Source organism: Nocardioides cavernae (assembly GCF_013410035.1).
Classification (GTDB): Bacteria; Actinomycetota; Actinomycetes; order Propionibacteriales; family Nocardioidaceae; genus Nocardioides; species Nocardioides cavernae_A.
On record NZ_JACCBW010000002.1, the window covers coordinates 1,069,338 to 1,094,764 of the forward strand.

Below are 25,427 nucleotides of genomic sequence, written 5' to 3' on the forward strand. Positions count from 1 at the left end.
GCCCTCCGCCCGGAGGTTCCGTCGCGCGGGGGATCCGCGCCACGTCGTACGCCCCTAGCGTCGTGGCCATGTTGGAGATCCGGGAGCTGACCAGACGGTTCGGTGAGAACACCGCCGTGGACCACGTGTCGTTCGAGGTGCCGAGCGGTCTGATGACCGGCTTCGTCGGCGGCAACGGCGCAGGCAAGACCACGACCATGCGGATGGTCATGGGCGTGCTGGGCATCGACGAGGGGGAGGTGCTCTGGCAGGGCCGCCCGATCACGCGGCTGGACCGCCGCTCGTTCGGCTACATGCCCGAGGAGCGCGGGCTCTACCCCAAGCAGCCCATCCTCGACCAGCTCGTCTACATCGCCCAGCTCAAGGGGATGGAGGGCGGCGCGGCGCGGACGGCGGTGACCGAGCTGCTGGAGCGCTTCGGCCTCGGCGAGCGCACCAAGGACCACCTCGAGAAGCTGTCGCTCGGCAACCAGCAGCGGGTGCAGATCATCGCCTCGGTGCTGCCGCAGCCCCAGGCGCTGATCCTCGACGAGCCGTTCTCCGGGCTCGACCCGGCGGCCGTCGACTCGATGGTCGACCTGCTGCGCGAATACACCCGCGACGACGTCCCGGTGCTGTTCTCCAGCCACCAGCTCGACCTCGTCGAGCGCCTGTGCGACCGGCTGGTCGTGCTGTCCCAGGGCCGCCGGGTCGCCGCCGGGTCGGTGACGGAGCTGCGCGACGCGGGGGTGCCGCGCTTCCGTCTCGTCCTCGGCGGCGACGCCGGCTGGGTGCGCGACCTGCGCGGCCTCGAGGTCCTCGACCTCGACGGCACCACCGCGCTCGTGGAGGTCCGCGAGGCCGGCGCCGAGCAGCAGCTGATCACCGAGGCCACCGGCCGCGGTGACGTCCACGAGTTCGTCCGGGTGCGCCCGGCACTCAGCGAGATCTACCGGGAGGCGACCGCATGAGCACCGACAAGACCGCCGACAAGACCGCCGACAACACCGCCGGCACGACGGCCGGGAGGACCGGCGACAGGACCGGGGGCGAGCCGGCCTGGCTGCTGGTCACCCGTCGCGAGATCGTCTCGCGGATCACCGACAAGTCCTTCGTGCTGGGCACCGCCTTCATGGTCGTGCTGATCGCGGGCTTCATCGGCTTCTCCATCTGGCAGGACGAGAAGACCACCGACGTCACGCTCGGCGCGACGCCCGACTCGGTCGCGATGGCGACGGCGATCAAGGACGGAGCGCCGGACGTCGACGACAAGGTCGAGGTCACCGTCACCGAGCTCGCCGACCGGGACGCCGCCGAGGCGGCGCTGCGCGACGACGAGGTCGACGCGTGGCTGCACCCGACCGACGACGGCTGGCAGCTCACGACGGAGTCGAGCGAGCAGGACGCGCTGACCACGGTCACCCGCGCCGTCGTGCAGCAGACGGTGCTGGCGGACAACGCCGCCCAGGTGGGGACGACCGTCGAGGCGCTCCAGGCGGGCAGCACCGTGACGACCGAGTTCCTCCGCGGTGACGCGGAGCGGGCCAACGTCGCGGAGGCCGTCGGGTTCGTCTTCGTGTTCCTCTTCTACTTCGCCGCCCTCGTCTTCGGCATGCAGCTCGCCTCGTCGGTGATCGAGGAGAAGCAGAGCCGCATCGTGGAGATCATCGCCGCCGCCATCCCGCTGCGGCACCTGCTCGCCGGCAAGGTCCTCGGCAACACGGCGCTGGCAGTGATCCAGCTCCTGGTCTACCTCGCCGTCGGGCTCGTCGGACTGTCCTTCACGTCCTACTCGTCCTACGTCCCGGCGCTCTCAGGACCGGCGGCCTGGTTCGTCGCGTTCTTCCTCGCCGGGTTCGTCGCGCTCGCCTGCCTGTGGGCCGTCGCCGGCTCGCTCGCCTCGCGCACCGAGGACCTGCAGTCCACGTCGACGCCGCTGACGATGCTGATGCTGGTGATGTTCTTCGGCGGGCTCTCGCTCGACGGCCGGGCACAGGTCATCGCGTCGTACGTCCCGCCCGTCTCCGCGGTCGTGATGCCCAAGCGGATCCTCGCCGGCGGGGTCGAGTGGTGGGAGCCGCTGCTCGCCCTGGGCCTGCTGGCCGTCTTCGCCGGCCTCACGGTCATGGTGGGGGAGCGGCTCTACCGGCGGGCGCTGCTGCAGACCGGCGGCCGGGTCAGCCTCAAGCAGGCGTGGGCCACGGCGGAGTGACGGCTCGCTGAGCCGGCGCGGGCCGCGGTCCGGGGTGCGTGGTCAGAAGAGGTCGACGATGGACGTCGCTCCCGCGACCACCGCCCAGAACCGCAGCCCGCGCCCGAGCGTCCCGGTGAGCAGGAAGACCCAGAACGGCACGCGCAGGGTGCCCGCCAGCACAGCCGTGATCGCGTACGGCGGGAAGCCGGTCGCGGCGGAGACGAAGAGCAGGCCGGCCGTGAAGAACGGCCGGCCCTCCGCGCGCTCGTGCCACTTCTCCAGCGACGCCTTGGCCTTCGGCTTCTGGAGCTGGCGGCTGACCCACGGCGCCCGGTCGAGGTGCATGCCGCCCCAGTACCAGAGGATCTTGCCGAGCATCTGCCCGACGGTCGCGGCGACGAGCAGGCCCCACGTGTGGCCGGGGGTCTGGCTGACCGCGACCGCGAGGATCGCCTCGATGTTGATCAGCGGGAGCAGTGCGGACCCGACGGACGCGCCCATGACGCTCCAGAAGAGCATCAGCCGACGGCCCCGGGCACCGGGAGGCCGATGCGGGTGAGGCGGTGGAGCGAGACGCACTTGAGGACGAGCAGCGCCGTGGCGATCGCGAGCCCCACCCACATCCAGCCGGTCACCAGCAGCAGCACCGCGAACAGGGCGCTGTTGACGGCCTTGGCGGGCTTGGACCAGTTCCACAGCCAGATCGGGCGGTCGACGACGAAGAAGTAGTTGGGGCTGCGGATCGGCCACGCGAGGAACGCGATCGACAGGAAGCAGTCGACGACCATGAACTCGGCGAGGTAGACGAAGATCGCCGGCGACAGGTCCGGCTGCAGCCAGGCGAGGCCGATGTAGAACGCCGCGGCGTTGAGCCGGTCGCACATGATGTCGAGCACGGCGCCGATGCGGGTCTCGCAGTCGCGCACCCGGGCGTAGAAGCCGTCGAGCATGTCGCCGACCCAGTAGACGACGAGCGCGACGACGAGCAGCGTGAGGTCCTGCTGGTGGGCGGCCATCGCGGCGAGGACCACCGAGGCGACGGTGCGGACCGCGGTGACGACGGTCGCTCCGGTCAGCAGCCGCTCCTCGCGGACGCCGTAGCGACCCTCGGGGTCCGGGGTCCCCTGTGCGACGGGCTCAGCCCGCACCCCTCCCTGAACCCCGCTCCCCACGGTCCGTGATGCTATCGGGTCAGGTCCACAGATCGGGCCACGCGTGGCCGAGCTCGAGCACGAGGTCGCGCAGCAGGGGCAGGCTGAGGCCCACCACGTTGTGGTGGTCGCCCTCGATCCGGGTCACGAACGCACCGCCCAGGCTGTCGATCGTGAACGCGCCCGCGACGTGCAGCGGCTCGCCGGTGGCGACGTAGGCGTCGATCTCCTCATCGGTGACGTCGGCGAAGTGCACGACCGTGGACCCGGTGGCGGCCGCGACCCGGCCGCTCGCGACCTCGCGCAGGCAGTGACCGGAGTGCAGCACGGCGGCGCGGCCCCGCATCGCCCGCCAGCGGCGTACGGCCTCGTCGGGGTCGTGGGGCTTGCCTAGCGCCTCGCCGTCGAGCTCGAGCACCGAGTCGCAGCCGACCACGAGGGCGCCGGCCGGCACGTCGGCGTGCCCGGCGACGGCCGCGCACTTGAGCTCGGCGAGCTGGAGGGCCAGCTCGGCCGGCGGGAGGTCGGTGAGCTGCGACTCGTCGACGCCGCTGACGATGACCGTGGGCTCGATGCCGGCCGCGCGCAGGGTCGCGAGGCGCGCGGGGGAGGCCGAGGCGAGGACCAGCGGGGTCGTCACAGGCGCTCCAGCGCTGCCCGCAGCGGGTCGAGGCCGAGCGAGCCGAGGTCGAGCGCGGCGCGGTGGAACGCCTTGAGGTCGAAGTCGTCACCCTGGCGCTGCTGCACCGCGGCCCGGGCCTCCAGCCAGATCCGCTCGCCGACCTTGTAGGAGGGCGCCTGGCCGGGCAGACCGAGGTAGCGCTTGACCTCGAACTGGATGAACTCGTCGTCCATCCGGCAATGCAGCCGCATGAACTCGAGGCCGAGCTCGGGCGTCCACGTCTCCCCGGGGTGGAAGGCGGCGCCGCCGGGTCCGAGCCGGTTGTCCTCCGGGATCCTCAGCTCGAGGTGCATGCCGATGTCGACGACGACCCTGGCCGCGCGCAGCGACTGGCCGTCGAGCATGCCGAGCAGGTCGGCGGGGTCGTCGAGGAAGCCGAGCTCCTCCATCAGCCGCTCGGCGTAGAGGGCCCAGCCCTCGCCGTGGCCGCTGCACCAGCACATCAGACGCTGCCAGCGGTTGAGGGTGTCCCTGCGGTAGGCCGTCTGCGCGACCTGCAGGTGGTGGCCGGGGACGCCCTCGTGGAAGACGGTGGTGACCTCGCGCCACGGGTGGAAGTCCTCGATGCCGTCGGGCACCGACCACCACATCCGGCCGGGGCGCTCGAAGTCCTCGGAGGGGCCCGTGTAGTAGATGCCGCCGTCGTTGGTCGGCGCGAGCATGCACTCGATGCGCCGGATGGGCTCGGGGATGTCGAAGTGCACACCCGCCATCTCCGCGATCGTGCGGTCCGCGAGGTCCTGCATCCAGTCGCGGAACGCCTCCCGGCCGTGGACCACCCGGGCCGGGTCGGCGTCGAGGTGCGCGACCGCGCCGTCGACGCCGGCGCCCGGGGCGATGCGCTCGGCCGTGGCGTGCATCAGGTCGGACAGCCGCTGCAGCTCGGTCCAGCCCCACGCGTACGTCTCGTCGAGGTCGACCTCGGCGCCGAGGAAGTAGCGGCTGGCGAGGGCGTACACCTCGCGTCCGACGCCCTCCCGGTCCTTGCCCTGCGGCTCCATCTCGTCGCTGAGGAACAGCCCGAACGCGGCGGTCGCGGCGCTCGCCGCGCCGGCGAGGGCGCGGAGCTCGGCCTCGTCCCCGCCCTGCAGGCGCTCGACCAGGCCGAGGTAGAAGTCGCCGGCCTCCCCGGTCTGGCCCGTCCAGCGACGCACCTGCTCGGCCACCTCGGCGTACTGCCGCGCGGCGACGACGTTGCCCTTGCGTGCCTCGTCGGACAGCGTCACCCGCAGCCCCTCGAGGGCGGCGGGCACGGCCGCGAGCCGCGCCGCGATCGCCGCGACGGCCTCCTCGCCCTCGGTCGGCATCAGGTCGAACACGCCGCGGACCTCGTGCAGGGGGCTCCACAGCACCGACATCCGCGACCGGTTGACGCCGGCGTCCTCGAGCTCGATCTCGAGCCGGGTGCGCTCGAGGAACGCGTCTTTCGCCGCTGCTTCGCGGTCGTCCACCGGTGTCGCGGCCTCGACCGCCGCCACGACCTCGCGGGCGAGCGCCTCGCGTGCGTCGAAGCCCGCGGGGGAGAAGTCGGTCATCTCGTGCTCGTGCCCGGCGACCCCGATTGAGGTGGCCGTCAGCGGGTCGAGGGCGCAGTAGTCGTCGACGTAGGCGTCGCAGAGGGCGTCGATCGTGCGGACGCTGTCGCTGGTCTGGGTCACGGCCCCGACGATAGTGCCGTCGCCCGATCGTGGAGCGAGGTGCCGCTAGGTCCGGCCGCCCGCTCCACTGTCGAGCGTGCACGTCGGACCGCACGCTGCGGGTCGCCCCTGCCACCCCCGCCGGCCGAGCACGACGCCGACGATCCCGGCCAGCCGGCAGGGCTCGAGGACCTGCGCCCATCCGGGTCTCAGCGTGAGGTGGTCGTCGAGGACGGCGTCGATGTCGCGTTGGAGGTCGGACCACCGGTCGACGGAGTCGCGGTGGCCGAACGCGCCGTCGAGCTCGATCAGCAGGCGCTCCGGCCGGTGACGCACGTCGCGGCGGACCACGCCGCTGACCGTGTCCTGTCGCACCTGGCGCTCGCCGACAGGCAGGCGGTGCGCGCGCTCCACGTCGCGGAGGTAGCGGTGCTCGAGGACCGACATGGCGCTAGTGGCCACGTCCGCGAGGACCTCGCGCAGCAGCGCACGCCGGCGCAGGCGTGGGAGCCGGTCGATCGTGCGGACGAGACGCTCCGCGGTCGTCAGGCCCTGGTGCACCGCGTCGGAGAGCAGTCCGATGGCCTCAGCGACGTCGAGGTCGCCGGCGGTCTTGAGCACAGCGAAGTCGAAGGTCGCCCGGGGAGGTCGTCGATGGTCCTGCACCCACGTCTCGTGGTCGGCGACCCGCTCGATCGTGACGCCCGCCGGCGGCGTGATCCGGCGGTCCCGTTCCACGAGCAGGTGGATCGTGCGGCTGTCGGATCGACCGCCGGCGCGGTCGCGGGTCATCCCGTGCGCGTCGAGGGCTGACTGTCGGTGGAGGGCGGGGGGGCGCAGGCGAGGACGGCCGCCCACTCACGCTGGCGCCGGGTGACCGCCCCATTGTGGTCGACGAAGACACCGGGATGCACGACGTGCAGCTCGCGGCGCGCCAGCAGTCGGCGTACGTCGGTGCGCGTCGCGCCCAGCTCGACGAGCTGGCGGCGTGAGACCACGCCGTCCTGGTCACGCAGCAGGCGGGCCACTCCGGTCTCGTCCAGGGCGCTCGTCGCTCGTCTCGGCATCCGTCGACCATCGCTGGCGCCGCGCCGTGCGCGCCACCCGTTCGAGACGATCTGTGGAGGGATCAGGGGAGCCGGCGGACGTTAGGTCCGGCCGGTGGCTCCACTGTCGGCGTACGCCCGCTCAGCGCGGCAGGCCGCTGGCCCGCCAGGCCCCGGGACCGGCGCGGTGCGTCTGCCGTACGCCCCGGGCGGGCGCGTTCCACGACGGCCGCGGGCGCCGCGGTGCCTCGCCGCCCGCCGAGCCGAGGGCCGAGAACACCGCGACGAGGGCCGCGACCTCCTCCGGCGTCGCGTCGGGATTGACGACCTTCAGGAGCGGGACATCCGTGGACCTGGTGTCCGGGTTCATGTTCGCCTCCATGGTTTCGAGCTCAGCCGGTGCCGCCTGCCCGACCTCGTCTCCGTTCGGTCCTCGCTCCTTCGTCGCGAGTCCCGAGTCGCTTGATCAGAGCGGGATGTTCCCGTGCTTCTTGGCCGGCAGGGTCTCGCGCTTGGAGCGCAGCAGGCGCAGGGAGCGGATGATCTCGACGCGGGTCTCGTGGGGTGCGATGACGGCGTCGACGTAGCCGCGCTCGGCCGCGATGTAGGGGTTGGCGAGGGTGGTCTCGTACTCGTCGATGAGCTCGGCGCGCCTGGCCTCGACGTCGCCGCCCTCCTCCTCGACCGCCTTGAGGGTGCGGCGGTGGACGATGTTGGCGGCGCCCTGGGCGCCCATCACTGCGATCTGCGCGGTGGGCCAGGCGACGTTGATGTCGGCGCCGAGGTGCTTGGAGCCCATCACGTCGTACGCCCCGCCGTAGGCCTTGCGGGTGATGACGGTGATCAGCGGGACGGTGGCCTCGGCGTAGGCGTAGATGAGCTTGGCGCCGCGGCGGATGATGCCGTCCCACTCCTGGTCGGTGCCGGGCAGGAAGCCGGGCACGTCGACGAAGGTCAGCACGGGGATGTTGAAGGCGTCGCAGAACCGGACGAACCGGGCGGCCTTCTCGCTGGCGTCGATGTCGAGGGTGCCGGCGAACTGCATCGGCTGGTTGGCCACGACCCCGACCGACTGGCCCTCGACGCGGCCGAAGCCGACGAGGATGTTGGGCGCGAACAGCTCCTGGACCTCGAGGAACTCCTCGTCGTCGAGCACGGCGGTGATGACGTCGTGCATGTCGTAGGGCTGGTTGGGGGAGTCCGGGATGATCGTGTCGAGCGCCCGGTCGAGGTCGGTGACCTCCATGTCCGGGACATCGTCGTAGGACGGGGCCGGGTCCAGGTTGTTCTGGGGCAGGAACGACAGCATCGACTTCACGTACTCGATGGCGTCCTCCTCGTCGGAGGCCATGTAGTGGGCGTTGCCGGACTTGGTGTTGTGGGTCCGGGCGCCGCCGAGGTCCTCCATCGTGACGTCCTCGCCGGTGACGGTCTTGATGACGTCCGGGCCGGTGATGAACATCGCGGAGGTCTGGTCGACCATGATCGTGAAGTCGGTGACGGCGGGGGAGTAGACGTGCCCGCCGGCGCAGTTGCCCATGATCAGGCTGATCTGCGGGATCACGCCGGAGGCGTGGACGTTGCGGCGGAAGATCTCGCCGTACAGCCCGAGCGAGACCACGCCCTCCTGGATGCGGGCGCCGGCGCCCTCGTTGATGCCGATGATCGGGCAGCCGGTCTTGATCGCGAGGTCCATGACCTTGGTGATCTTCTCGCCGTAGACCTCGCCGAGCGAGCCGCCGAAGACCGTGAAGTCCTGGCTGAACACGCACACCATCCGGCCGTTGACCTCGCCGTAGCCGGTCACCACGCCGTCGCCGTAGGGGCGGGTCTTCTCCAGGCCGAACGCCGTCGAGCGGTGCCGGGCGAGCTCGTCGAGCTCCACGAAGGTGCCCTCGTCGAAGAGCATCTCGATGCGCTCGCGGGCGGTCTTGCGGCCCTTGGCGTGCTGCTTCTCCACGGCCTTGGCCGAACCCGCGTGCACGGCCTCGTCGAGGCGCCGCTCCAGGTCGGCCAGCTTGCCGGCAGTGGTGTGGATGTCGGTCTCAGTACCTTCGCCCGGCTGTGCACTCACGCGGTTGGCCTCCTGTGGCATGTGCTGGTCGTCTGCACGTGGATGTCTCCCACTGGGGCAATCTAGACCCCATGACGCAGCCCCCCGCACCGCGCCCACCACTCGACCCCGCGCGCCTGAGCACTCCGTCCGGGTGGTGGGTGGAGGTCGTGGAGGCGACGCCGTCGACCAACGCCCTGGTCGCCGAGCGGGCCCGGGCCGGGGAGGAGCCGGGGCTGGTCGTGGTCACCGAGCACCAGACCGCCGGCCGCGGCCGCCTCGACCGGGTGTGGGAGACGCCGGCCCGGTCGTCGCTGACGTTCTCGGTCCTGCTGCGGCCCGACGTGCCGCCGACGTCGTGGCCCTGGCTGCCGCTGCTGACGGGGTACGCCGTCCAGGCGGCGCTGGCCGACCGCCTGCCCGACATCGCGCTGAAGTGGCCCAACGACGTCCTCGTCGACGCCGGGTCCGGCTCCGGTCGCAAGGTGTGCGGCATCCTCGTCGAGCGGGTCGAGACGGCCTCGGGCCCGATGGCCGTCGTCGGCGTCGGCATCAACGTCGACCAGACCCTCGACGAGCTGCCGGTCGCGCTGGCCACCTCGGTCGCCCTCGAGACCGGCGAGCCGGTGGAGCGCACCGGGCTCCTCGGCCAGGTCCTCGGCTCGCTGCACGGCCTCCAGGGGCTGCTCGACGACGTCGAGTCGCTGCGCCGGGCGTACGCCGACGTGTGCGTCACCCTCGGCCGGACCGTGGACGTGCACCTGCCGGGCGGCGAGGTCCGTCGCGGGGAGGCCCTCGACATCGACGCGACGGGCGCGCTGGTGGTCGGGACCGACGAGGGCGCCTTCACCGTCGCTGCGGGCGACGTGGTGCACGTACGCCCCGCGTAGTGCCATGATCGGCGCGTGGCCTACCCGAGCAAGCTCCTCAACCCCGGTGAGCACGTCGTCGTCCACACCCGCACCCACGTCAAGGCGCTGATCCTGCCGGGCCTCGTGCTGGTCGCGGTCGCCGCCGCGATCATCGCGCTGAGCAGGGTGACCGACTCGACGGCAGCCGGCGTGGCCGCCGGCGTGGTGGGTGCGCTCGCGCTCGTGTGGTTCCTCGCCGGGCCGTTGCTGCGGTGGGCGACGACGACCTACACCTTCACCAACCGTCGCTTCATCAAGCGCTCCGGCTTCATCTCCAAGGAGGGCCGCACGATCCCGCTCAACCGGATCAGCGGCGTGGACTTCGAGATCGGCGTGATCGACCGGGTATTCGGCTGCGGCACGCTCGTCGTGTCCGACGCCAGCACCGACGGCAGCGTCGAGCTCTACGACATCCCCGACGTGGAGAAGGTCCAGCTCCAGGTCTCCGACGAGCTCCACCGACTCTCCGCCGGCGGGGGCGACCGGCGCGACGATGGCGCCTGACCGCAAGCGCCGCGGCGACGACCCGCCACCGCCCGAGCGGCGCGGCGAGCAGCTCGACCACGCGATCCTGCGCAGCAAGCCCGAGTTCAACGCCCTCGAGGTGGCCGCCGAGACCGGCGTGACGGTCGAGGAGACCCGCCGCCTGTGGCGCGCGCTCGGCTTCCCGGAGTTCACCGGTGAGAAGGCCTACACGGCCGCCGACGTCGAGGCCGTCGCGACGCTGATGAGCTTCGTCGACGCCGGGGCGGTGGACTTCGACACGGCCGTCAACCTGACCCGCGGCGTCGGCCAGACCATGGCGCGGCTCGCCGACTGGGAGGTCTCCACCCTCGTCAGCCGTGTGGAGGAGATGGAGGCCGGCGAGGAGGCCACCGGCTCGCGCATCGGGTCCGCCCTGCGACTCATCGACGAGGTCAACCCGCCCTTCGAGCGCCTGCTGGTCTATGCCTGGCGCCGCCACCTCGCCGCCGCCGTCGGCCGGATCGAGGCGATGGGCGCCAAGGACGAGGACCTCCACACCATCGACGTGACGGTCGGCTTCGCCGACCTGGTCTCGTTCACCGCGCTGTCCAACACGCTCGACCGCGACGAGATCGGCGACCTGGTCGAGGTCTTCGAGAGCCGCTGCCAGGACGTCGTCGCCCGCTATGCCGGGCGGATCATCAAGAGCCTCGGCGACTCGGTCCTCTTCGTCACCAACACCGCTGAGGAGGCGGTCGGCGTCGCCGAGGGCATCATCAACGTCATCGGTCGCGACTCGAAGATGCCCGACGTGCGGCTCGGCCTGGCGAGCGGAGCGGTCATCCTCCGGCTCGGCGACATCTTCGGCCCCCCGGTCAACATGGCCGCCCGGCTCACCCAGGTCGCACGGCGCAACCGGCTCATCGTCGACCAGAACACCGCCGACCTGCTGCCGGCCGACGAGTGGGAGAACCGCCGCCTCCCGGCCCGGCCCGTGCGCGGCTTCGGGCTGGTCGAGCCGGTGGCCGTACGCCGCCGCTGACCGCCGGAGGTCGACGGGAGGCGTGCCGGAGGTGGTCTGGACCAGTCGTCCATTTCTCGCCCAAAAGGTCTCCCGCGACGCCGTGTGCTCCTTACGTTCTGCCACGTGCTGGCTGTGCAAGACGTGCGACTGGACCCCTCGACGCGACGGGTCTGGCGTGGCGACCGCGAGATCAGGCTGTCGCGCAAGGAGTTCCAGCTCCTGCACGCCCTCATGGCGCGTCCCGGCGACATCGTGACCCGCGGTGAGCTGATGGCGGACGTGTGGCAGACGTCGTTCTACACCAACTCCAAGACCATCGACGTGCACCTGGGCTGGCTGCGCCGCAAGCTCGGGGACGACCCGCGCAACCCGACGCTGATCACGACGCACCGGGGGCGTGGCCTGCGGTTCGAGACCTCCGCCGACACCGTCGCCAGCTGACCCGCGCCGGGCCGGTCCACGGTCGCCCCGGCGCGGTCGCATAGGCTCCGCACGTGTCCTCGACCGGATCGCACCGTGCTCCCACGCTCGCCGTCATCGGGGGCGGTCAGCTCGCCCGGATGATGGCCCAGCCGGCCATCGCGCTCGGTCTCCCGCTGCGCCTGCTCGCCGAGGCCGAGGGCGTCTCCGCAGCCCAGGTCATCCCCGACCAGCTCGTCGGTGACCACACCGACCTCGACACCCTGCGCCGGGTCACCGAGAGCGCCAGCGTCGTCACCTTCGACCACGAGCACGTGCCGACCGCGCACCTCCACGCGCTGGCCGCCGACGGCCTCGCCGTGCGTCCGGGACCGGACGCCCTGGTCCACGCCCAGGACAAGGCGGTGATGCGCCGTCGTCTCGCCGAGCTCGACGTGCCGTGCCCCCGCAACGCGGTCGTCACCTCGCGCGCCGAGGTCGAGGACTTCGGCCTGCCGTGCGTCCTCAAGACGACCCGCGGGGGCTACGACGGCAAGGGCGTGTGGGTCGTGCGCGACCTCGACGAGGCGCAGGCCGCCTTCGACGCCGCAGCCGCGGCCGGGGTGGAGGTGCTGGCCGAGGAGCTGGTCGACTTCCGGCGCGAGCTCTCGGCCCTCGTCGCCCGCTCGCCCAGCGGCCAGGCCGCGGCGTACCCCGTCGTCGCGTCGACCCAGCTCGACGGCATCTGCCACGAGGTCGTGGCTCCGGCGCCGGACCTCTCGCCCGCACTGGCCGGTCAGGCGCAGGAGATCGCCCTGCGCATCGCCGGTGCACTCGACGTCACGGGCATCCTCGCCGTCGAGCTCTTCGAGACGACCGACGGCCGGATCCTGGTCAACGAGCTGGCGATGCGTCCGCACAACACCGGCCACTGGTCCCAGGACGGCGCCGTGACGTCCCAGTTCGAGAATCATCTCCGCGCCGTCATGGACCTCCCGCTGGGCTCGCCGGCCCCGCGTGCGCGCTGGACCGTGATGGTCAACATCCTCGGCGGACCCACCGACACCGGCCGCCTCTACGACGGGCTGCCGCACGCCATGGCCCGCGACCCGCGGCTGCGGGTGCACTTCTACGGCAAGGACCTGCGGCCCGGCCGCAAGGTCGGCCACGTCAACGCCTACGGCGACGACCTCGAGGACTGCCTTGAGCGCGCCCGGCACGCCGCCGCGTGGTTCCGCGGCGACCTGGGCAACGAGAGCGAGTGAGCGATGGGTGAGGTGCAGCAGGTGAAGGTCGGCATCGTGATGGGCTCGGACTCCGACTGGCCGGTCATGCAGGCCGCCGGCGAGGTCCTGACCGAGCTCGGCGTCGCATGGGAGGCCGACGTCGTCTCCGCCCACCGGATGCCGACCGAGATGGTCGCGTGGGGGCAGCAGGCCCACACCCGCGGGTTGTCCGTCGTCATCGCCGGCGCCGGCGGTGCCGCACACCTGCCGGGCATGCTCGCGAGCCTCACCCCGCTGCCGGTGATCGGCGTCCCCGTGCCGCTGAAGTACCTCGACGGCATGGACTCGCTGCTCTCCATCGTGCAGATGCCCGGCGGCATCCCGGTGGCGACCGTGGCGATCGGCAACGCGAAGAACGCCGGCATCCTCGCCGCGCGGATCCTCGGCACGAGCGACCCAGACCTCCAGCAGCGGCTCGTGGACTACCAGGCGACGCTGGCCGAGTCGGCCCACGCCAAGGGCGAGGCCGTCCGCCAGGCCGCCGCGGGCGGTCACCGCCGCGTCGGCTTCTGACCGGCTCGACTCAGGTCCGGGCTCAGATCGCCCGCAGTCCCGCGGTGACCAGCACGGCGACGGCGACGCACAGCACCAGCGAGCAGCGGCGCCAGAGCATCAGCGCGGCGACGGCGACGCCGACGGTGTGAGCACCCACCGACCACGAGCGACCGGCGGCCAGCACGGAGGTCAGGACCAGCGCGCTCAGCAGGGTCGGCGCCATCAGCGCGGTCACGCGGGAGAACCACGGCGGCAGGTCCCGGCCGCCCAGGAGCACCGGCCCGAGCGCCTTGATCGCCACCGTCAGTGCGGCGAGGCCGAGGATGAGGACCCAGACCTCCGCGTAGGAGAGCGTCACCGGGACCGCCGCACCAGGCCGACGAGCGCCACGACGCTCGCCGCCAGGACCGGGACGCCGGGAGGGGTGATCGGCACGAGGGCGAGCGCGAGGAGGCCGCCGCCGAGGGCCGCCCATCGCGACCCCGCGTCGCGCAGCTCGGAGAAGAGGAGCGAGAGGAAGAAGACGGGGTAGATCGCGTCGAGGCCGAGTCGGTGCGTGTCGCCGAGGACGTCGCCGAACACCGCCCCGACGACCGACCCGAGCGTCCAGGTGACGTACTGCGGGAGCGTCGTGCCGAACAGCAGCCAGCGGTCGAACGTGCCGTCGCCCCGGTTGGCCAGCGCCCACGAGGAGTCGACGACGGTCTGTCCCTGGAGCGCCCGCTTCATCCGGCCGCCCGGCAGCGACGGTGCCAGCGCGATCCCCATGGCCAGGAACCGGGCGTTCATCAGGCTCCCGGCGGTCAACGCTGCGGGGATGCCGCCCCCGGCCGTGAGCACGGACAGCGCGGCGAACTGGGCGGAGCCGGCGAAGACGATCATCGCGGTGACGCTGGCCTGGGCGACGCTGAACCCCGCCTGCCGGGCCAGCACGCCGAACGACGCGCTCAGGAAGAAGCCGACCACGGCGAAGGGGACGCCCATCCGCACGCCACGACGGAACGCGTCGCGGGCACCCTCACCGCTCGCCGCTGCCACCGGCGCAGGCTACTCGGTGACCCGCCCCCGCAGCGCCTTGGTCTGGCCGCGGGCCTTCTTCGTCCGCAGCCGTCGCTCCTTCGATCCGCGGGTCGGCTTCGTCGCGCGGCGCGGCGGAGGGGGTGGGGCGAGCGCCTCGCGCAGCAGGTCGGCGAGCCGTTCGCGTGCCGCGACCCGGTTGCGGTGCTGGGACCGGTGCTCGGACGCGGCGATCGTCACCTTCCCGGCCGGCCAGCGCCGCAACGCGCGTGCCCGCTGCCCGGCGTTGAGGACCTCGGAGGTGCGCAGGTCGTACTCCAGCTCGACGCGCGAGTCGGTCGTGTTGACCGACTGGCCGCCCGGCCCGGGGGACCGTGAGAACCGCTCGACGAGCTCGCCGGACGGCACGACCAGCCCGTCCGGGAGCCCCGGTCCGGCGGCTACGTGGAGGTCGCGCATGCCCCCATTGTCGGACGGCTAGGGTCGGGCGCATGACGACGCGCTGGGGGATCGCCGCCACGGGTGGCATGGCGGCCACCTTCGCCTCGGACCTGGCGCTGGTGCCGGACGCCGAGCTGGCGTTCGTCAGCAGCCGTACGCCCGGCTCGGCCGCCGACTTCGCCGCGCGCTTCGGGGCCGCGGGCTCGGGCACGCACCGCGACCTCCTCGGCGCAGGCGTCGACGTCGTCTACATCGCCACCCCGCACCCGCAGCACCACGCGCTGGCGCTCGCCGCGATCGAGGCCGGGATCCCGGTGCTGGTCGAGAAGTCGTTCACCGCCACGCTCGCCGGGGCGGAGGAGGTCGTCGCCGCGGCCCGTGCCGCCGGCGTCTTCTGCATGGAGGCGATGTGGACCCGGTTCCTGCCGGCACTCGCGCACCTCCGCGAGGTGGTCGCTGCGGGAGACATCGGTGAGCCGGTCGTCGTGCAGGCCGACTTCTCGTCCTTCCGCCCCTACGACCCCGCCAGCCGGCTCTTCGACCTGTCGCTCGGCGGGGGAGCGGTCCTCGACCTGGGCGTCTACACGGTCTCGCTGGCCCAGCACGTCCTCGGCCGGCCGGACACGGTCACCACGACGGGCACGACCTTCCCCAACGGATCCGACGCCTCCGCCGCGATCCACCTCTCGTACGCCGACGGGCGCGCCGCGTCCCTCGTCTGCTCGCTGGCCAGCTCCTCGCCCGGCCGTGCGGTCGTGCTGGGGACGGGCGGCTCGATCGAGCTGGTGGCGCCGTTCTTCTCCACGACCGGGCTGGTGGTGCACCGCAACGGCGGGGAGCCGGAGCGGCTGGACCTCCCGCCCACCGGACGCGGCTACACGCACCAGGTCGAGGAGGTCCAGCGCTGCCTGGCGGCCGGTCTCACCGAGAGCCCGGTGATGCCGTGGTCGGACACGCTCGACGTGATGTGGGTGCTGGAGGAGTGCCTCACCCAGCTGGGCGTGAGCGTCGCCGAGGGACAGGTCGAGGTCTAGCGACCGCGCGTGCGCCACTCGATCGCGGGGCAGGTGTCCATCACCATCGGCACGCCCGCCGCGGTCGTCCGCTCGAAGGCCTCGGGGTCGACGACGCCGAGCTGGAACCAGACGCCGCGCGCGCCGACCTCGACGGCCTGGTCGGCGAACTCGCCCGCTTCCGACGAGCGCCGGAAGACGTCGACCACGTCGATCGGGAACGGCACCTCGGCCAGCGACGCATAGCCCTGCTCGCCGTGGACCGTCGGGGCGCTCGGGTGGATGGGGACGATCCGCTTGCCGCGCTCCTGCAGCAGCCTCGCGATCGACCAGGCGGTGCGCTCGGGGTTGTTTGAGAGGCCGACGACGGCCCAGGTCTGCGCCTCGTCGAGCATCCACTCCACCGCCGCGGGGTCCTGCCATGACGTGGTCATGACCACACCGTAGACCGCTGCCCCAGAATGCATGGACGTCCTACAATTCAGGTCATGAGCGAGTTCCCCCTCTACGCCCTCTCCGAGGAGCACCAGGCCATCCGCGAGGCCGTCCGAGCCGTGTGCGACGCCAAGATCGCCCCCCACGCCGCCGCCGTCGACGAGGAGGCCCGCTACCCGCACGAGGCCGCCGAGGCGCTGCTGGCCTCGGACTTCCACGCCCCGCACGTGCCCGAGGCGTACGGCGGGGCCGGGGCCGACGCGCTCGCGACCGTGCTGGTCATCGAGGAGGTGGCGCGTGCGTGCGTGTCGTCGTCGCTGATCCCGGCCGTCAACAAGCTCGGCTCGCTGCCCGTGCAGATCGCGGGCTCGGAGGAGCTCAAGCAGACCTACCTCGGGGCGCTCGCGCGCGGCGAGGGCGGCTTCTCCTACTGCCTGTCCGAGCCCGACGCGGGCTCGGACGCCGGCGGCATGAAGACCCGCGCCGTGCGTGACGGCGACGAGTGGGTGATCGACGGCGTCAAGCGGTGGATCACCAATGCGGGCGAGTCCGAGTTCTACACCGTCATGGCGGTCACCGACCCGGAGAAGAAGACCCGCGGTGGCATCTCCGCCTTCGTGGTGGAGAAGTCCGACGAGGGCGTGTCCTTCGGCGCTCCCGAGAAGAAGCTCGGCATCAAGGGCAGCCCGACGCGCGAGGTCTACTTCGACAAGGTCCGGATCCCGGCCGACCGGATGATCGGCAAGGAGGGCACCGGCTTCACGACCGCGATGAAGACCCTCGACCACACCCGCGTCACGATCGCCGCGCAGGCGGTCGGTGTCGCGCAGGGAGCGCTCGACTACGCGCTCGGCTACGCCAAGGAGCGTCAGCAGTTCGGCAGGTCGATCGCCGACTTCCAGGGCCTGCAGTTCATGCTCGCCGACATGGGCATGAAGGTGGAGGCGGCGCGGCAGATGACGTACGCCGCCGCCGGCCGCTCCGAGCGCGGCGACGACGACCTCACCTTCTTCGGCGCGGCGGCGAAGTGCTTCGCCTCCGACGTCGCCATGGAGGTCACCGTCGACGCGGTCCAGGTCCTCGGCGGCTACGGCTACACCCGTGACTACCCGGTCGAGCGGATGATGCGCGACGCCAAGATCACCCAGATCTACGAGGGCACCAACCAGGTCCAGCGGATCGTGATGGCTCGCCAGCTGCTCGCCGGCGTGCAGTCCGAGCTCTGAGCGGGGTGAGGGGCGACCTCGCGCCCGGCGAGCTCGCGGACGTCCGCCTCGTGGTGTCCGACCTCGACGGCACGCTGCTCGCGCCCGACCGTACGCTCCCGGCGGGCACCGGCGACCTCGTCACCGAGCTCGTCGCCGCCGGCGTCACGTTCGTCCCGGCGAGCGGGCGGGCGTACCGCTCGCAGGCGGAGCTCTTCGACGGCGTGCGCGACATCGACACCTTCATCGCCGACAACGGTGCGGTCCTCGTGGAGCAGGGGGCAGCCCGGGCGACGGGCACCCTGGACCCCGGCCTCGTGCGCGAGCTGCTCGCCGCTGTCCGGCAGCACGTCGCGGCCGGCGAGCGCCGGTCGACCGCAGTGGTCTGCGGGATCGACGACGCGTGGGCCGAGGTCGACGGCGAGCTGTGGGACGAGGCGCTCAACTACCACCCCCGGCTCACCCGGGTCGACCGCCTCGAGGACGTCACCGACACCGTGATCAAGGTGGCGATCGTCGACCTCGAGAGCACCGAGAGCGTGGACCGTGAGGTGCTGCGGGCGTTCGCGTCCCGCGCCCAGGTCACCCGCTCGGGCACCCAATGGGCGGACGTCACCTCTCTCGGCGTGACCAAGGGCCAGGCGCTGCGGGACCTGCAGGCCAGGCTCGGCGTCACCCCGGACCAGACGGCGGTCTTCGGCGACCACCTCAACGACCTCGAGATGTTCGCCGAGGCGACGCACACCTTCGCCGTCGCGCACGCCCAGCCGGAGATCCTGGCCGCCGCCCGCCACCACCTCCCCGACGTGGGCGAGCCCGTGCAGGGTGCGATCCGCCGGCTCCTGGACGACGTCCGGGGCTGACGCGCGCAGGGGACGGATAGCCTCGGGGCGTGCCCACCATCACCCTGGCCATGCCCGACGGCGAGGCGGAAGCCCACCTCGCCACCGCCCCGGGCGGGGAGCCCGCACCGGGGGTCCTCCTCGTCATCGACGCGATCGGCCTGCGGCCCCGCATCGAGGAGATGGCCGACCGGATCGCGTCGTGGGGCTACACCGTGCTGGCGCCCAACGTCTTCTACCGCGACGGGCGGGCCGCCGACCTCGCCCCGCAGGAGGACCTGACGAAGCCGGGCGCGCGCGACGCGTTCATGCCCGGGGCGATGCAGCGCGTCCGCGGGCTGACGACCGACCTGCTGGAGCGGGACCTCCCGGCGTACCTCGCCGCCCTGCGGTCCCAGCCCGGTGTCGCGGGCGAGGACGTCGGCGTCACCGGCTACTGCATGGGCGCGCGGATCGCGGTCCGGGCTGCCGGGCTGGACCCCGCGGTGGTGGCCTTGGGCGGCTGGCACGGCGGCGGGCTCGTCACGGACGACGCGGACAGCCCGCACCTGTCCCTGGCCACGGCACGCGCGGCGTTCGCCTTCGGCCACGCGTCCGACGACGGCTCGATGCCGCCCGAGGCGGTGGCCGCGCTCGGCGAGGCGCTCGACGCCGCGGGGCTGCAGGCCGTCAACGAGGTCTTCCCCGGCCCGCACGGCTACTCCATGTCGGACACGTCGATGTACGACGAGGAGTCCGCCGAGCGGCACTTCGCGAGCCTCCGGTCCCTGCTCGACTCGACGCTGCGCCCCGGCGGATGAGCATCCCGGTGACCCCCGCCCGGGCGCACGCCCTCCGGCTCGCCCTCGGCACCCTCGCGCTGTCCGGCGTGCTGGCCGGCTGCAGCGGCTCGGGAGGCTCCGGTGACGACGGGCAGGTCGAGGCCGGACACACCCACGCGCCCGGCCAGGGCCACACCTCGCTGGCCGTCGGCGACGGCACCCGCGTGAGCGAGGTGGGCTACTCGCTGGCGGCCGTGAAGGTGCGCGAGCGCGCCGACGGCATCGGCGAGCTGAGCTTCCGCATCGACGACTACGAGGGCAACCCGGTCACCGACTACGTGGAGGAGCTCACCAAGGAGCTGCACCTCTACCTCGTCAACGACGAGCTGACCGTCTTCCGGCACCTCCACCCGACCCGCGACGAGGACGGCACGTGGACCGCGCCGTTCGACGTCCCGGACGCCGGTGGCTACCGCGTCGTCACCGAGTTCGTCGCGGTCGACGAGGGCGGCAACGGCGACCACGTCGTGCTCGGCCGCCCGCTCGCCCTGCCGCCGGGGGACCCGGGCGACACCGCGGCGGAGGACACCGTGGTGGGGGTGACCGTCTCCGAGGCCCCGACCACCGGACCCAACGGCGAGCTCCGGCTGGTCGTGCGCGACGCGGCCGGGCGTCCGGTCGAGCTGGGCACCTACCTCGGCGCCTACAGCCACGTGACCGGCTTCGAGGAGGAGACCGGCGCGATGGTGCACCTGCACCCGCTGGACGCGCCCGACGTCACCGAGGACGGCTCGGAGCTGACGTTCCACGCCGAGATCGAGCAGGCGGGCGACTACCGGCTGTTCGTGCAGGTCCGCGTCGACGGCTTCCTGCACACGGTGCCCGTCGAGCTCACGGTCGACGACGCCTCCGGCTCAGCGTGAGACCTGGAGCCTGACCGTCGTCACGGGGTTCTCGAAGCGGCTCAGCGCGATGCTGACCTGCACCTCCCACTCGCCGGGCCGCGGCACGACCACCTTCCCGCGGTAGGTGCCCGCGGCGATCGGCGTGACGGTGACCGTGCCGATGTCGAGACCCTCGGTGCGGAGCTCGACGACCGGGTTCACCGGCGGGTCGTACGGCTCGCCGGCCGCGTCCTGCACCTGCACCAGCAGGGTGTTGCTACCGGTGCGGCGGGGGTCCATCACGGCCAGGACCCGCAGGTCTCCGGCGGTCGCGGCACCCACGCCGGTCGCGCCGGGGGCGACCGTGACCGGTGCGGGGCGCGGCGACTGGTTGACGAGGAAGCCGGTGACGCCGAGCAGGACGACGAGGAGCACCGCCTCCACCCGCACCGTGCGGGTCACGATCGCCGCGGCCCGCCCGCGGTCGGTGAAGCCGGTGGCCGCCTGAACGGCGGGCAGGGTGCGCCAGCGGTTCCAGCCCCCGATGGCGGCGACCGTGACGGCGATGCCGATCTTGGCCAGCAGGAGCCAGCCGTACGTCGTCTCGACGAAGGCCGCCCAGGACCCGAGGATGCGCCAGGACAGGAACGCGCCGGCGCCGGCCACGACCAGGAGCGCGAAGCCCGCCGCGGTCGAGAACCTGGCGAGCGTCTGCGCGGCCAGCAACTCACGACCGGCGAGGGCGCGCAGGCTGAGCACGAGGCCGACGAGGCCGCCCAGCCAGATCGCGCCCGCGGTCACGTGCATGACGTCCCACGTGACGAGCACGGGGGACGGGGCGAAGGCGCGGGTGTGGCCGACCATCGACGGGCCGGCGAGCGCGAGCACGGCGCCGACGCCGAGGACCCGCGCGGCCGTGTCGTCCGGGGGGCGGTCGGTCAGGGTGCGGACGACGACGCCGAGGCCCACCAGGACCAGGGCGGCGGCGACCAGCTCGTTGGTGACCAGCCCGACGTCGAAGGCGCCTGCCACGTCCGTCAGCTCGAGGCCCTGGCCGTAGACCGCCGCGATCGGCACCTGGAGGACGACGCCGACGGCCGCGGCCACGGAGGCGTACGCCACCAGCCGGCGCAGCCGGGCGCGCACCTCGGTGCCGGGCCAGGCGCGCGGCAGCACGAGGGCCACGAAGAGGGCGAGACCGCCGGCGAGCAGCAGCCCGACGAGGCTGACGACGGTGACCACGTCGCGCAGCACCCGGACCACCGCGGACGAGGTCTCCGGCTCGGGCGGGGGTGCCACGCTGGCGCTCGGTGCGCCGACGGAGAAGGTCAGGGCGCCGGAGATGGGGTGGCCGTCGCCGGAGAGGACGTTCCACGACACGACGTAGGTGCCGTCGGCGAGGTCGGCCGCACCGGTGAGCCCGACCGTGACCTCGGCGCCGTTGGCGCCGGCCGTCGACGCGACCGGGTCGCCCGTCGCGTCGTAGACCGCGATCTCCTGCGAGGTCAGCCGGACGGGCTCGTTGAACGTGAGGGTGACCGTCTCCGGGGCCACCTCGACCACGGCACCCTCGGCCGGGTCGGTCTCGACCAGCTCGGCGTGGGCGGCGGCGGGTGACGCGCCGAGCACGACCTGCAGGAGACAGAGCGCGAGCGCGACCAGCGCGGCAGCGACCCGCGCCGGTCGCGTCGCGTGCCTCACGAGGTCGTGCGCGTCCTGGCCAGGGCGAGACCGCCGGCGACCAGCCCGAGCAGCCCGGCGACCAGACCGGCCCAGCCGAGGGCCGAGGAGCCGTCGTCCCCGGCGTCGGCGGCCTGCCCGGCGGGCTCCGAGGTCTCGGACGTCGCGGAGGTGGACTCCGCGGTCGACGCGTCGTCGCCGTGGCCCTCGCCGCTCGCCGCAGTGATCTCGAACGCCGGGGCAGGCGTCTCGAGCTCGTCGGCGTCCTGGCCGTCGGCCGGGACCTGCGTCCAGCCGGTCTCGCCCTCCTCGCAGGTCTGGACGGTGGGGAAGGCGAGGGTCTCGCCCTCGGCGTCGGGCAGCTGGAAGGACAGCTCGAAAGCGTCGCGCTGCCCGTCGGGGAGCGGCGTCGTGGCGGTGTAGACGATCGACGCGGTGCGCTCGGTGACCTCGTTGCCGTGCGCGTCGGTGACCGGGTCGGCGAGCTTCTCGGTGGTCTTCTCGACGTCGTAGAACGGGTTGCGGCTCGGGGTCACCGACAGCACCGACTCGGGGACCTGGATCTCGAGCTTCGTGGTGGGCGAGCCCTCGCAGCCGTGGCCGACGCTGAAGGTGACGACGGTGTACGCGCCGGCGGCAGCGGTCGACGGCGTGGCGGTGACGTGGGCGCTCGCCGGGGCGACGAGGGAGAGGGCGATGGCCGCGGTGGCGACCGGGAGCGCGCCGAGGCGCGCGAACGTACGGGCGGTGGACATGGTTCTCCTGGTGGGTGGTGCGGGTCTGGGGTCGCGGGTGCCGCCCGGGCCCGGACCGGGCTCAGGACGGCAGGACCGCCAGGGGTGGTCCGCGCCGGGGCGCGACCAGGAGGTGGACGAGCGAGGGGACGGCCGGGGCGTCGCCCGGGCCCGGGAGGTGGGGCGCGACCGGGAGGGCGGCACGCGCGCGCAGCGTGACGGCGTACGACGCCGCACGTCGGCCCGCCCACCACAGCACCGCAGTGAGCAGGGTGACGAACGTGTGGGCCGCGAGCATCTGCCAGGTCCAGCCGTCCGGGGCCGCCGTGGCGGCTGCGGTCGTGTGGTCGTGGCCGGCGACGAGGCCGAAGGACTCGTGCACCCCCAGCTGGGACGCGGCGACCAGCGGCAGCATCGCCCGCGTCGGCACGTCGCGCCGGAAGGCGAGCACGCTCCCGGCGAGGACGACCGCAGCGACGAGGGCGAGGCCGGGGCCGGTCGGGACGCTGCCGCCGGCCCACGTGTGGGCGGCCGCAGCGCCGGCGACGGCGAGGACGGTGGCCGCGGCGGCGCGCGCGAGGGCGTACGGCGCACGCGCGCGCACCACCCTCGTCTCCAGCGTCACACCGTCATGGTCCCAGACGCGGGCGGCGACGGGACTACCAGCCGTGCCGCCCCCGCGGACGCCGGTAGTCGGTCGGTCCCTGGGCCGGTCCGTGGGCCGGTCCGTGCGCCGGAGCGCACGCCGTGCCCCGACGGCGCCCCATGAAGAACATCAGCGGGAACACCAGCACCCACACCGGCGCCTCGAACAGGATGCTGAGCGCGACGAGGAGCATCAGGACCGGCAGCAGCGGGAGCCGGAGGCGACGACCGGCCGGGCCGGACGCGCGGGCCGGCGGACGCGGCGCCCGCGGCGCCTCGGGACGCGGCAGGTCGCCGAAGAGCATCGCCAGGTCGGCTCGCGTCCGTGCGGTCCAGATGGCGTCGAGCCGCTCGTCGTACTCCTCGTGGTCGAGCCGGCCGTCCGCGTAGTGCAGCGCGAGGTCGGCCATCGCGCGCTCGCGGTCGGCGTCGGAGATGCGCAGCCGGGGGTCCGGGCGGTTCATCGCTCGGCGTCCCGTCCGTCCGCGAGGATGCCGTAGAGCCGGCGACGGGTGTCGACGAGCACGTCCAGCGCGGCGCGCTTCTGCTGGTCGGACCCCTGGGTGGCGAGCTGCCAGACCGCGCTGACGACCTGACCGATCTCGCTCTTGATGTCGGCGTGGCCGGACGGCTGGTCGGCGACCGGCTCGTCGTGCCGCGCGAACGGCGCCCAGACGGCGGCGAGGTCGTCGCCGTGGCCCTCGGCCCACTGCACGCCGGCGTCGCTCAGCCGGATCGTGCGACGTCCGCGCTCGTCGTCGGACTCGACGAGGCCCTCGTCCTGGAGCTGCTGGATCGTCGGGTAGACCGAGCCGGGGGAGGGGCGCCACTCGCCATTGCTGAGCTCGGCGATCTCCTGGATGACCTGGTAGCCGTTGATCGGCTCGTCGGCGGTGCGGGCACGGTGCAGCACGTCGATGATCGCCGTGCGGACGTCACCGCGGCGCACCTTGGGCCCGCGCTGCTGCGGGCGCTGCGGCGTGGTGGCGAAGCCGAGCAGCTCGCCGAGCCACGGCGGCGGCCCGCTTGCCCGTCGCCCGCGGGACGGGGCGCCGCTGAAGGCCTGTCCCCAGCCGGACCAGTCGTTGCCGCCCGGGCGGCGGTAGTCACGCTCGCTGCGGGCGTTGTCGTCGTCGTTGCCGGGCCAGTCGGCCCCGGGCCAGTGGTGTCCCACGTCGTTGCTCCCTCAGTGAAGTGGTGGTGTGCTGGTGATGTATCGGTGACCTATCGCGATATATCGTGAGCGTACGCCGAGGGTGGGGGCCGCACAAGAGACCCGTCCCGTGTCGCTAGGGTGTTGTTGTTGCAAGTTGTTCGCAACAAGGGGCATCGAGTCGAGGGGGTACGGCGTGGCGTCGCAGGGCACGGCGGTGCTGCACGCGGGGGACCCGCTCGGGCTGGACGCGCTGCGCCGGCGCACGACCCTGTGGACCGTCGGCCTCGGCCTCGGCCTGGTCGCGACGGTCCTGGCCGGCGTCGGCATCGGTGCCGTCTCCGTGCCCGCGACCACGGTGGCCGAGGTCGTCGGCCACCACCTGCTCGGCTGGCCGGGCGAGCGCACCTGGTCCGCGGCGGTCGACGCCATTGTCTGGCAGGTACGCCTGCCGCGGGTGCTGCTCGGCGTGCTCGTGGGTGCGGGGCTGGCGATCTGCGGCGTCGCGCTGCAGGCGATGGTGCGCAACGTCCTTGCCGACCCCTACCTGCTCGGGGTCAACTCCGGGGCCTCGAGCGGAGCGGCCGCCGCGATCCTCTTCGGGGTCGGCGCCGGGTTCGCCGAGCACGCCCTGCAGGTGACGGCGTTCCTCGGCGCGCTGGCGGCGTCCCTGCTGGTCTTCCTCGTCGCCCGCAGCGCCGGCCGGGTCACCTCCGTCCGCATCCTGCTGGCCGGCGTGGCCGTCGGCTACGCCCTGTACGCCCTCACCAGCTTCCTCATCTTCGCCTCGGGCTCGGCCGAGGGCGCCCGCTCCGTGATGTTCTGGCTGCTCGGCTCGCTCGGCCTCGCCCGCTGGGGGCTGCCACTCGCCGTCGTGGCGGTCGTCGTCGGCGGCGTCACCCTGCTCCTCACGGTGTGGGGGCGGCGGCTGGACGCGCTCGCGGTCGGCGACGAGACCGCCCACACGCTCGGCGTACGACCCGAGCGCCTGCGGCTGCAGCTGCTCGTCGCGGTCGCGCTGTGCGTCGGGGTCGTGGTCTCGGCCGCCGGCAGCATCGGCTTCGTCGGGCTGGTGGTGCCCCACCTCGCGCGCCGGGCCGTCGGCGGTGGCCACGTCCGCGTGGTCGGCGTCGCCGCGCTGATGGGCGCGATCCTGCTCGTGTGGGCCGACGTGCTCGCGCGGACGCTGTTCGCCCCGCAGGAGATCCCGATCGGGATCATCACCTCGCTCGTCGGCGCCCCGTTCCTGCTCGTCCTCGTCCGCCGCCTCCACGCCACCGCGTCCTAGCCCAGGA

At 73.1% G+C, this 25,427-nt stretch carries 31 protein-coding genes; 14 read left to right on the plus strand and 17 right to left on the minus strand.

Annotated elements, in window-relative coordinates; all coding sequences use genetic code 11:
- Positions 1 to 68: 68 nt before the first annotated feature.
- Together F4692_RS12605 and F4692_RS12610 are read left to right on the plus strand one after the other, a co-directional pair.
- Positions 69 to 950: an ABC transporter ATP-binding protein gene (locus F4692_RS12605; protein ID WP_179619966.1), complete on the plus strand. Its 882-nt coding sequence runs from the start codon at positions 69 to 71 to the stop codon at positions 948 to 950.
- Positions 947 to 2,191, plus strand: coding sequence for an ABC transporter permease (locus F4692_RS12610; RefSeq protein WP_179619967.1), 1,245 nt, complete (start codon positions 947 to 949; stop codon positions 2,189 to 2,191). Before F4692_RS12605 ends, F4692_RS12610 begins: the two co-directional genes overlap by 4 nt.
- 42 nt (positions 2,192 to 2,233) lie before the next feature.
- Here the strand turns inward: F4692_RS12610 and F4692_RS12615 are convergent, their stop codons facing one another.
- The 8 genes from F4692_RS12615 to F4692_RS12650 all read right to left on the minus strand — a co-directional run bounded on the left by F4692_RS12615 (position 2,234) and on the right by F4692_RS12650 (position 8,784).
- The gene (locus tag F4692_RS12615) at positions 2,234 to 2,692 is read right to left on the minus strand and encodes a VTT domain-containing protein (RefSeq protein ID WP_179619968.1); all 459 of its coding nucleotides are present in this window, start codon (positions 2,690 to 2,692) and stop codon (positions 2,234 to 2,236) included.
- Positions 2,692 to 3,321, minus strand: coding sequence for a CDP-alcohol phosphatidyltransferase family protein (locus F4692_RS12620; RefSeq protein ID WP_179619969.1), 630 nt, complete (start codon positions 3,319 to 3,321; stop codon positions 2,692 to 2,694). Before F4692_RS12620 ends, F4692_RS12615 begins: the two co-directional genes overlap by 1 nt.
- Positions 3,322 to 3,364: 43 nt before the next feature.
- A complete protein-coding gene (locus F4692_RS12625; protein WP_179619970.1) occupies positions 3,365 to 3,964 on the minus strand; it encodes a Maf family protein in 600 nt (199 codons plus the stop codon).
- Positions 3,961 to 5,664, minus strand: coding sequence for a DUF885 domain-containing protein (locus tag F4692_RS12630; RefSeq protein ID WP_179619971.1), 1,704 nt, complete (start codon positions 5,662 to 5,664; stop codon positions 3,961 to 3,963). Before F4692_RS12630 ends, F4692_RS12625 begins: the two co-directional genes overlap by 4 nt.
- Positions 5,665 to 5,709: 45 nt before the next feature.
- Positions 5,710 to 6,435 (minus strand): hypothetical protein, encoded by a 726-nt coding sequence (locus tag F4692_RS12635; RefSeq protein WP_179619972.1) that lies wholly within the window; start codon positions 6,433 to 6,435, stop codon positions 5,710 to 5,712.
- Entirely contained in the window at positions 6,432 to 6,710 is a 279-nt protein-coding gene (locus F4692_RS12640) for a type IV toxin-antitoxin system AbiEi family antitoxin domain-containing protein (protein ID WP_179619973.1), read from the minus strand. Before F4692_RS12640 ends, F4692_RS12635 begins: the two co-directional genes overlap by 4 nt.
- 121 nt (positions 6,711 to 6,831) lie before the next feature.
- Positions 6,832 to 7,059, minus strand: coding sequence for an acyl-CoA carboxylase subunit epsilon (locus F4692_RS12645; RefSeq protein ID WP_179619974.1), 228 nt, complete (start codon positions 7,057 to 7,059; stop codon positions 6,832 to 6,834).
- 96 nt (positions 7,060 to 7,155) lie between these two features.
- On the minus strand, positions 7,156 to 8,784 hold the full coding sequence (locus F4692_RS12650) for an acyl-CoA carboxylase subunit beta (protein WP_179619975.1): 1,629 nt from the start codon (positions 8,782 to 8,784) through the stop codon (positions 7,156 to 7,158).
- 50 nt (positions 8,785 to 8,834) lie between these two features.
- On the opposite strand from F4692_RS12650, the gene F4692_RS12655 reads away from it, so the two are divergent.
- The 6 genes from F4692_RS12655 to purE all read left to right on the plus strand — a co-directional run bounded on the left by F4692_RS12655 (position 8,835) and on the right by purE (position 13,340).
- Complete coding sequence (locus tag F4692_RS12655; RefSeq protein ID WP_179619976.1) at positions 8,835 to 9,632, plus strand: biotin--[acetyl-CoA-carboxylase] ligase; 798 nt, start codon at positions 8,835 to 8,837, stop codon at positions 9,630 to 9,632.
- A gap of 15 nt (positions 9,633 to 9,647) precedes the next feature.
- Positions 9,648 to 10,157, plus strand: a complete 510-nt coding sequence (locus tag F4692_RS21825; RefSeq protein ID WP_179619977.1) for a PH domain-containing protein — start codon at positions 9,648 to 9,650, stop codon at positions 10,155 to 10,157.
- Complete coding sequence (locus tag F4692_RS12665) at positions 10,147 to 11,160, plus strand: adenylate/guanylate cyclase domain-containing protein (protein ID WP_179619978.1); 1,014 nt, start codon at positions 10,147 to 10,149, stop codon at positions 11,158 to 11,160. Before F4692_RS21825 ends, F4692_RS12665 begins: the two co-directional genes overlap by 11 nt.
- Positions 11,161 to 11,265: 105 nt before the next feature.
- Positions 11,266 to 11,583: a winged helix-turn-helix domain-containing protein gene (locus F4692_RS12670; RefSeq protein WP_179619979.1), complete on the plus strand. Its 318-nt coding sequence runs from the start codon at positions 11,266 to 11,268 to the stop codon at positions 11,581 to 11,583.
- Positions 11,584 to 11,636: 53 nt separating this feature from the next.
- The gene (locus tag F4692_RS12675; RefSeq protein ID WP_179619980.1) at positions 11,637 to 12,806 is read left to right on the plus strand and encodes a 5-(carboxyamino)imidazole ribonucleotide synthase; all 1,170 of its coding nucleotides are present in this window, start codon (positions 11,637 to 11,639) and stop codon (positions 12,804 to 12,806) included.
- Positions 12,807 to 12,809: 3 nt separating this feature from the next.
- Positions 12,810 to 13,340: a 5-(carboxyamino)imidazole ribonucleotide mutase gene (purE, locus tag F4692_RS12680; protein ID WP_179619981.1), complete on the plus strand. Its 531-nt coding sequence runs from the start codon at positions 12,810 to 12,812 to the stop codon at positions 13,338 to 13,340.
- Between the two features lie 22 nt (positions 13,341 to 13,362).
- Here the strand turns inward: purE and F4692_RS12685 are convergent, their stop codons facing one another.
- Genes F4692_RS12685 through arfB form a run of 3 tightly spaced genes read right to left on the minus strand, consistent with a single transcriptional unit; the run spans position 13,363 to position 14,798 of the window.
- On the minus strand, positions 13,363 to 13,680 hold the full coding sequence (locus F4692_RS12685; RefSeq protein ID WP_179619084.1) for an AzlD domain-containing protein: 318 nt from the start codon (positions 13,678 to 13,680) through the stop codon (positions 13,363 to 13,365).
- Positions 13,677 to 14,360: an AzlC family ABC transporter permease gene (locus F4692_RS12690; protein ID WP_308645287.1), complete on the minus strand. Its 684-nt coding sequence runs from the start codon at positions 14,358 to 14,360 to the stop codon at positions 13,677 to 13,679. Before F4692_RS12690 ends, F4692_RS12685 begins: the two co-directional genes overlap by 4 nt.
- 9 nt (positions 14,361 to 14,369) lie before the next feature.
- Positions 14,370 to 14,798, minus strand: a complete 429-nt coding sequence (arfB, locus tag F4692_RS12695; RefSeq protein ID WP_179619982.1) for an alternative ribosome rescue aminoacyl-tRNA hydrolase ArfB — start codon at positions 14,796 to 14,798, stop codon at positions 14,370 to 14,372.
- 32 nt (positions 14,799 to 14,830) lie between these two features.
- On the opposite strand from arfB, the gene F4692_RS12700 reads away from it, so the two are divergent.
- Positions 14,831 to 15,814, plus strand: a complete 984-nt coding sequence (locus tag F4692_RS12700; RefSeq protein WP_179619983.1) for a Gfo/Idh/MocA family protein — start codon at positions 14,831 to 14,833, stop codon at positions 15,812 to 15,814.
- Here F4692_RS12700 and F4692_RS12705 read toward each other — a convergent pair.
- A complete protein-coding gene (locus F4692_RS12705; RefSeq protein WP_179619984.1) occupies positions 15,811 to 16,227 on the minus strand; it encodes a CoA-binding protein in 417 nt (138 codons plus the stop codon). The genes F4692_RS12700 and F4692_RS12705 overlap by 4 nt on opposite strands.
- Positions 16,228 to 16,281: 54 nt before the next feature.
- On the opposite strand from F4692_RS12705, the gene F4692_RS12710 reads away from it, so the two are divergent.
- The 4 genes from F4692_RS12710 to F4692_RS12725 are packed head-to-tail and all read left to right on the plus strand — an operon-like array spanning position 16,282 to position 19,959.
- On the plus strand, positions 16,282 to 17,454 hold the full coding sequence (locus F4692_RS12710; protein ID WP_179619985.1) for an acyl-CoA dehydrogenase family protein: 1,173 nt from the start codon (positions 16,282 to 16,284) through the stop codon (positions 17,452 to 17,454).
- Between the two features lie 5 nt (positions 17,455 to 17,459).
- A complete protein-coding gene (locus tag F4692_RS12715; protein WP_179619986.1) occupies positions 17,460 to 18,296 on the plus strand; it encodes an HAD-IIB family hydrolase in 837 nt (278 codons plus the stop codon).
- Positions 18,297 to 18,325: 29 nt separating this feature from the next.
- Positions 18,326 to 19,075 (plus strand): dienelactone hydrolase family protein, encoded by a 750-nt coding sequence (locus F4692_RS12720; RefSeq protein WP_308645288.1) that lies wholly within the window; start codon positions 18,326 to 18,328, stop codon positions 19,073 to 19,075.
- The gene (locus F4692_RS12725; RefSeq protein WP_179619987.1) at positions 19,072 to 19,959 is read left to right on the plus strand and encodes a hypothetical protein; all 888 of its coding nucleotides are present in this window, start codon (positions 19,072 to 19,074) and stop codon (positions 19,957 to 19,959) included. Before F4692_RS12720 ends, F4692_RS12725 begins: the two co-directional genes overlap by 4 nt.
- Here the strand turns inward: F4692_RS12725 and F4692_RS12730 are convergent.
- The 5 genes from F4692_RS12730 to F4692_RS21255 all read right to left on the minus strand — a co-directional run bounded on the left by F4692_RS12730 (position 19,951) and on the right by F4692_RS21255 (position 24,153).
- Entirely contained in the window at positions 19,951 to 21,621 is a 1,671-nt protein-coding gene (locus F4692_RS12730; RefSeq protein WP_179619988.1) for a copper resistance CopC/CopD family protein, read from the minus strand. The two genes, F4692_RS12725 and F4692_RS12730, sit on opposite strands and share 9 nt — an antisense overlap.
- The gene (locus F4692_RS12735; protein WP_179619989.1) at positions 21,618 to 22,355 is read right to left on the minus strand and encodes a YcnI family copper-binding membrane protein; all 738 of its coding nucleotides are present in this window, start codon (positions 22,353 to 22,355) and stop codon (positions 21,618 to 21,620) included. The genes F4692_RS12730 and F4692_RS12735 overlap by 4 nt, the downstream gene beginning before the upstream one ends.
- Positions 22,356 to 22,416: 61 nt before the next feature.
- Positions 22,417 to 22,959 (minus strand): hypothetical protein, encoded by a 543-nt coding sequence (locus tag F4692_RS12740; protein WP_179619990.1) that lies wholly within the window; start codon positions 22,957 to 22,959, stop codon positions 22,417 to 22,419.
- A 34-nt stretch (positions 22,960 to 22,993) separates the two neighbouring features.
- Complete coding sequence (locus F4692_RS12745) at positions 22,994 to 23,443, minus strand: DUF1707 SHOCT-like domain-containing protein (RefSeq protein WP_179619991.1); 450 nt, start codon at positions 23,441 to 23,443, stop codon at positions 22,994 to 22,996.
- Positions 23,440 to 24,153, minus strand: a complete 714-nt coding sequence (locus F4692_RS21255; RefSeq protein ID WP_218858410.1) for a PadR family transcriptional regulator — start codon at positions 24,151 to 24,153, stop codon at positions 23,440 to 23,442. Before F4692_RS21255 ends, F4692_RS12745 begins: the two co-directional genes overlap by 4 nt.
- A gap of 175 nt (positions 24,154 to 24,328) precedes the next feature.
- On the opposite strand from F4692_RS21255, the gene F4692_RS12755 reads away from it, so the two are divergent.
- On the plus strand, positions 24,329 to 25,420 hold the full coding sequence (locus F4692_RS12755) for a FecCD family ABC transporter permease (protein ID WP_179619992.1): 1,092 nt from the start codon (positions 24,329 to 24,331) through the stop codon (positions 25,418 to 25,420).
- Positions 25,421 to 25,427: the final 7 nt, after the last annotated feature.

Bases quoted from the DNA above. Each gene is read 5' to 3' on its own strand.
- F4692_RS12605 (WP_179619966.1), top strand. From the start codon at position 69: ATGTTGGAGATCCGGGAGCTGACCAGACGGTTCGGTGAGAACACCGCC.
- F4692_RS12610 (WP_179619967.1), top strand. From the start codon at position 947: ATGAGCACCGACAAGACCGCCGACAAGACCGCCGACAACACCGCCGGC.
- F4692_RS12615 (WP_179619968.1), bottom strand. From the start codon at position 2,692: ATGCTCTTCTGGAGCGTCATGGGCGCGTCCGTCGGGTCCGCACTGCTC.
- F4692_RS12635 (WP_179619972.1), bottom strand. From the start codon at position 6,435: ATGACCCGCGACCGCGCCGGCGGTCGATCCGACAGCCGCACGATCCAC.
- F4692_RS12640 (WP_179619973.1), bottom strand. From the start codon at position 6,710: ATGCCGAGACGAGCGACGAGCGCCCTGGACGAGACCGGAGTGGCCCGC.
- F4692_RS12645 (WP_179619974.1), bottom strand. From the start codon at position 7,059: ATGAACCCGGACACCAGGTCCACGGATGTCCCGCTCCTGAAGGTCGTC.
- F4692_RS12650 (WP_179619975.1), bottom strand. From the start codon at position 8,784: ATGCCACAGGAGGCCAACCGCGTGAGTGCACAGCCGGGCGAAGGTACT.
- F4692_RS12655 (WP_179619976.1), top strand. From the start codon at position 8,835: ATGACGCAGCCCCCCGCACCGCGCCCACCACTCGACCCCGCGCGCCTG.
- F4692_RS12665 (WP_179619978.1), top strand. From the start codon at position 10,147: ATGGCGCCTGACCGCAAGCGCCGCGGCGACGACCCGCCACCGCCCGAG.
- purE (WP_179619981.1), top strand. From the start codon at position 12,810: ATGGGTGAGGTGCAGCAGGTGAAGGTCGGCATCGTGATGGGCTCGGAC.
- arfB (WP_179619982.1), bottom strand. From the start codon at position 14,798: ATGCGCGACCTCCACGTAGCCGCCGGACCGGGGCTCCCGGACGGGCTG.
- F4692_RS12700 (WP_179619983.1), top strand. From the start codon at position 14,831: ATGACGACGCGCTGGGGGATCGCCGCCACGGGTGGCATGGCGGCCACC.
- F4692_RS12705 (WP_179619984.1), bottom strand. From the start codon at position 16,227: ATGACCACGTCATGGCAGGACCCCGCGGCGGTGGAGTGGATGCTCGAC.
- F4692_RS12710 (WP_179619985.1), top strand. From the start codon at position 16,282: ATGAGCGAGTTCCCCCTCTACGCCCTCTCCGAGGAGCACCAGGCCATC.
- F4692_RS12725 (WP_179619987.1), top strand. From the start codon at position 19,072: ATGAGCATCCCGGTGACCCCCGCCCGGGCGCACGCCCTCCGGCTCGCC.
- F4692_RS12735 (WP_179619989.1), bottom strand. From the start codon at position 22,355: ATGTCCACCGCCCGTACGTTCGCGCGCCTCGGCGCGCTCCCGGTCGCC.
- F4692_RS12745 (WP_179619991.1), bottom strand. From the start codon at position 23,443: ATGAACCGCCCGGACCCCCGGCTGCGCATCTCCGACGCCGACCGCGAG.